The 4,730-nt window shown below is 46.0% G+C and carries 7 protein-coding genes and 1 tRNA gene; all 8 read left to right on the top strand.

Translation table 11 applies throughout. The features are described 5' to 3' along the window. Positions 1 to 242: NAD(P)/FAD-dependent oxidoreductase (locus tag ACLQ6D_RS01100; protein WP_411725401.1), on the top strand; the 242-nt coding region annotated here is incomplete at its 5' end. Continuing rightward, positions 224 to 433, top strand: coding sequence for a hypothetical protein (locus ACLQ6D_RS01095; RefSeq protein ID WP_411725400.1), 210 nt, complete (start codon positions 224 to 226; stop codon positions 431 to 433). The genes ACLQ6D_RS01100 and ACLQ6D_RS01095, both read left to right, overlap by 19 nt. A gap of 600 nt (positions 434 to 1,033) precedes the next feature. Beyond that, entirely contained in the window at positions 1,034 to 1,279 is a 246-nt protein-coding gene (locus ACLQ6D_RS01090; protein ID WP_411725399.1) for a hypothetical protein, read from the top strand. 211 nt (positions 1,280 to 1,490) lie between these two features. After that, positions 1,491 to 1,925, top strand: coding sequence for an Hsp20/alpha crystallin family protein (locus ACLQ6D_RS01085; RefSeq protein WP_411725398.1), 435 nt, complete (start codon positions 1,491 to 1,493; stop codon positions 1,923 to 1,925). A gap of 346 nt (positions 1,926 to 2,271) precedes the next feature. After that, a complete protein-coding gene (locus tag ACLQ6D_RS01080) occupies positions 2,272 to 2,520 on the top strand; it encodes a hypothetical protein (RefSeq protein ID WP_411725397.1) in 249 nt (82 codons plus the stop codon). Between the two features lie 384 nt (positions 2,521 to 2,904). Next, positions 2,905 to 2,980, top strand: a tRNA-Thr gene (locus ACLQ6D_RS01075). A gap of 367 nt (positions 2,981 to 3,347) precedes the next feature. Then, complete coding sequence (locus tag ACLQ6D_RS01070; RefSeq protein WP_411725396.1) at positions 3,348 to 3,611, top strand: type II toxin-antitoxin system Phd/YefM family antitoxin; 264 nt, start codon at positions 3,348 to 3,350, stop codon at positions 3,609 to 3,611. Next, positions 3,601 to 4,029, top strand: coding sequence for a PIN domain-containing protein (locus tag ACLQ6D_RS01065; protein ID WP_411725395.1), 429 nt, complete (start codon positions 3,601 to 3,603; stop codon positions 4,027 to 4,029). The genes ACLQ6D_RS01070 and ACLQ6D_RS01065 overlap by 11 nt, the downstream gene beginning before the upstream one ends. The last annotated feature ends 701 nt before the right edge of the window (positions 4,030 to 4,730 follow it).

The following is a 4,730-nucleotide window of genomic DNA, read 5'->3' as shown; positions in this document are numbered from 1 at the left end:
TAAAAGCACTACCCGTCAGGCTGGTGGCGACCAGGCCCATTGCCGAAGCCATCAGTAGCGCTGGCGGCGTTAGTTTTGATGCTATTGACGGACATTTGATGCTGCGTGCCCTTCCTGGGATATTTTGCGCAGGTGAAATGCTGGACTGGGAAGCGCCAACCGGGGGCTATTTGCTTACCGCCTGCTTTGCCAGTGGTCGAATGGCAGGAGCAGGGGTGTTGAGATGGCTGAACTCAAAATAACAGCGGCAACCAAAACAAACCTCCTGTGCTGGGTGGGGTATTTACCCAATGCCATTATGTTTAAGCCCGAAGCCATCCGCCAGGACTTCCACGCCAAAATTTTCACCGCCAATCTTGCCGAAGCATTGGACTGCCCGGCACACACTAAACCCTGCCAAACGAAAAAACCGCCCGCCACCAACCTAATCTGACCTATGCGTTCGCCAAGCTCCGCCTGTTCGGTTGGCCGCTCGAGTGTGCGTCCCCGGACGACGTGCCCAGCATTCTCACCCTCATCAAGAAAACCCTGGAACGGAAGCTGCCAGGCCATTCCGCACCACGACCCAAGTCCAGACCCGACCCAAAGCCACGGCATCGGCTTAACTTAACGGCATTGGTTGCAAACCCCCTCCTGAATGCTTTGACGCTACCGCTATCTTTGAACCCTACGAAGAACATTTTAGGGGCAACCCTTGTGCCTGTCTGGGCAACCACAAGAGATTGACCCTACGAATGCGCGTAACTATCTATCTAACTGATTTTTTTAGGTTCAAGCAACTTAGCTGTGAAATATTTCACATCTTTCTTGTGAATTACTTCACTGGCATCAGGCTTTAGAATCCATAAACTGGGGATGGCTTGAATGTTTCGGCTTTATCCTTGGTTTTTAATAGCCTGACATTGCCCTCAACTTGGGCATTGGGATTAAATCTCCCACCTACTCCAAGCCAGTTAACATTGCTATTGCCTTACAGATCACAGCAATAGATTCTGATTATATACAATCCACAACCATTCTAAGGAGATTACAAATGACTGATTTAATTGCTAAGCTACCCATTGCATCCGTCACAAATCCCATTTTGCTTTGGCTCTTCAAGCACGGATGGGAGGATCCTAACTGGGGTCACCTGCCGGTTAATCAAGTCGCACTAGGTTTAGTTTTACATGACCTAAGCAATAAACTTGCTGACCGGGCTTTACAAGAGCAAGTTCAAGAGTTAGCGCAGAAAGTCATCATAGAAAATGCCCGCTCTGTAGCAAAACAAGGCACTTAGGTTCCCAAGAACATAAGGCTGATTCCAACATTGTATGCGGGAGGGATTCGCCAAAAACGGAGTGTCCCTCTACTTCATGTTAAGAAATATTGTCCCCTTCTTAAGTAATTTCACACCTTGAAAAAAATAAAATCATCCCAATATATGTTTGCAACGACAGTCGTTGCTTATATTCATTATTTGTTTGGATGACACCATCCGAGGAGACTTTATGGCTATTACACGTTACGAACCTTTTAATGTTTTAACCCAATTGCAACGCGAGCTTGACCGCTTTCGTGAAGGCGACGAAGGCAGTGGCCGCATTGCTACAGCAGAGTGGGCACCCGCTGTGGATATCAAGGAAGAGGAAGGCCGCTTTTTGATTCATGCCGATATACCCGGCGTAAATCCAGAAGATATTGATGTCAGTATGGAAAACGGCGTTTTGACGATTAAAGGCGAAAAAAACACCGAAGCCAAAACTGAAAAAGACAACTATAAGCGGGTTGAACGTATCTATGGTTCATTCTATCGCCGTTTTAGCTTGCCTGATACCGCCGATAGCGCTGCGATCAGTGCAAAATCCAGAAATGGCGTACTGGATATTGTGATTCCCAAACAGGAAGCCGTCAAACCTAAGAAAATCAGCGTGGTAACTGAATAAGCTGGTTGAATTTTCTTTGCTTGGGTATTGATTCATATTTTGGCATTGAAAACTATAAAGACGGCATCTTCTGATGCCGTCTTTGTTTGGATCTGAATGCCAATGCCGGATGGGGCATGTTGCCAATAAGCGCCACTTAACACTAATATCACGCTGCAGTTATGTAGGGGCAAACCTCGTGGTTGCCCAAAAGCGGTGCCAATTGAACGATACAATTTCTAACATAAGGCACACGTCACCGCCACCCCCAAGTTACTGGGATTACTTGATTTGAAAGGCTGCATCGTCATTATTGATGCCATGGGCTGCCAGACAGCCATAGCCGGGCAAATCGTCGGCCAGAAAGGTGAATGCGCTGAGACTCAAAGACAATCAGCCTTTATTGCACGGAGCGGTAACCGATTATTTCACGCTTGCACGAAGAGGCAACTTCAAGCACATCAAGCATGACTACGTCGAAGAAATCGATAAAGAATATGGACGACTCAAGATTCGACGCTACTGGATTTGCGAAGACATTATTAGCACCCCCTGCCACATCTCGAGCGCTGGAAAGGATTGTTTAGCATTGGCATGGCAGAGCAGGAGTGCATAGTCGCAGGATAGAACAGCCTTGAACAGCGCTATTTCACTTGTGCCCTGTGGGTATCAACTCCATTGCTGATGACACCAAACTTTTTACCCGTACGGTACGTACAAAAACTGGCCACATTGGCGGATGTTGTTATGCGGGAAGACGATTGTCGTATTCGAATAGGCAATGCCCCCGCAATTTTAGACAAGTCTCACCACCTGAGCCTCACAAGTTTGAGAAAGTTTCCCCCAATCGTAGTCTTAAGCAGAACCGTTTTAAGGCGGTTTTGAGTGATGACTTCCGAGAACAAGTAGTGTTCGGTACCTAAGGGTTTAATGCGATTGCCCTGTGTTTAGGGCTTAAAAAACTAGGCAAATAAAATTTTTGTGTATAATCCACAGCTAAGCTGGTGTAGCTCAGTTGGTAGAGCAGCTGATTTGTAATCAGCCGGTCGTGGGTTCGATTCCTATCACCAGCTCCATGAAAATCAAGCCATTACGAGCAATCGAAGGGCTTTTTTATTGCCTGGGGTAACGCTGGGGTAACATCCCATTAACAAATTCAGCTTTTTGGGGTGATAACTGCCATCAAAATTGGCATTCATTAGGAGGTCGTAATAGAGTTTCTGAATAAAACGTCGCTAAGGAAGTTAGAAGCTAAGTCCAGCTGTATTATGTAAATAATCTCTGCAAAGCAGCCGTTTAAAATTTCATAATATTTGTAATTTCCGACCCACTGCAAACCCACAGCACATTTAATTTTTTACCGAATCGTACCCACCATTTACCGGGGTGTTAATTTGCCTGCTATAATGTGTACACAATTGTGTTCATTAAGTGGAGGCTAATATGACTCAACGCATCGGCGTACGGGAACTACGCGAAAAGTTCTCCTTGTTCCTCGAAGCAAGCGAAACCATTGAAGTAACACGACACGGACAAACCATCGGGTTCTTTATTCCTATCCCCAAACAACCAGGACAAGCACAACGTGAGGCGCTCCTGGAAGCAGGAAAGCGCATGGATGATGAGTTAATCCGCTTGGGTCTCAAAGAGGACGATCTGTTGGAAGAATTTAGACAATGGCGGCAGCATCGGTCACATGCAACATAAACGACTGGTCATTGATGCTAATATACTCATTCGCGCTGTTTTGGGGTATCGCGTTAGACATTTGATCGAGCATTACTGCGATTCCGTTGCGTTCTACATGGCAGAGGCGAATGTTGATGAAGCTGAGTTTTATCTTGCGACAGAACTGGCACCAAAGCGCAACTTGAGCGAAGAAATTTGGCGTCCGGTATTTGACGGGGTATTGGATACCGTTCAAATCATTGCTGATGACCTCTTGATTGAGGTGGAGAGCAGGGCAAAAGCGCGCATTGCTTCCCGTGACGTGAACGACTGGCCTACTGTAGCCGTAGCGCTCCTGCTCGACTGCCCCGTCTGGACGGAAGACAAGGATTTCCTGGGCGCAGGGGTTGCCACCTGGACAACGGCCACAGTAGAGCTTTATCTTGCTGAAACATGATCGATAAAGTTCGAAAAATAGGTAAGCCGCCCCAAGCAAACATTAGCCACTCTCGTAATTGTACCGAAGCGCTCCCAACCTAACCTCCGTACCCGAAATTGTTACTTTAGCGATACCATTGTCATATTCTAAAAACACCTAAAGTCGAACCAAAACTTTCCACTTAGGCTTCGCCGCCCGGCGTTTTTTAAGCCAGATGTAAATGCCCGTAACCGACAGTTTGGGTGGGCAACGCTTTTTGCCCACCCTACAAAGGTCACATTGCAATTGATGGTAATTAAAAATTTCGAGTTCAATATGATGAAAATACTGTTATTTTTCTATTTTTTTATCTTTCGCCGCTTTAAATGGCTATTAGTTACCGGTTATTGACCGATATTTCTTTAATCCAATTTATAGCCTCTATTAAATCTAAATTGTGACTTGCATAGGATTCACGCAGTAGCTTGTCTGGAAGCGCCCAATCCCATTTTTCCCTGTGGAGATTCTTTACGTCCGCCAGCAATATAGCTAATGGCGGCGGATCATCGATAGCAGCATCAAGTAAGAGTGTCTAGTATCTCTTCTCTGTGCCGGACGGGGCAACATGCCTGTCTCTTGATCACATTTTACTTGAGAAATAAACTATAACCCCATAAATAAATATAGGGTTTGTAGCAAGCATGATTCCAATAGACGAACTAGGGTGGTCACAACAACTC

Origin of the sequence: Methyloglobulus sp. (genome assembly GCF_046714055.1) — a bacterium.
In the GTDB taxonomy this organism is placed as follows: Bacteria; Pseudomonadota; Gammaproteobacteria; order Methylococcales; family Methylomonadaceae; genus Methyloglobulus.
Note: the sequence above shows the minus strand (reverse complement) of the source record. Positions and strands in the feature narration are given on the sequence as shown.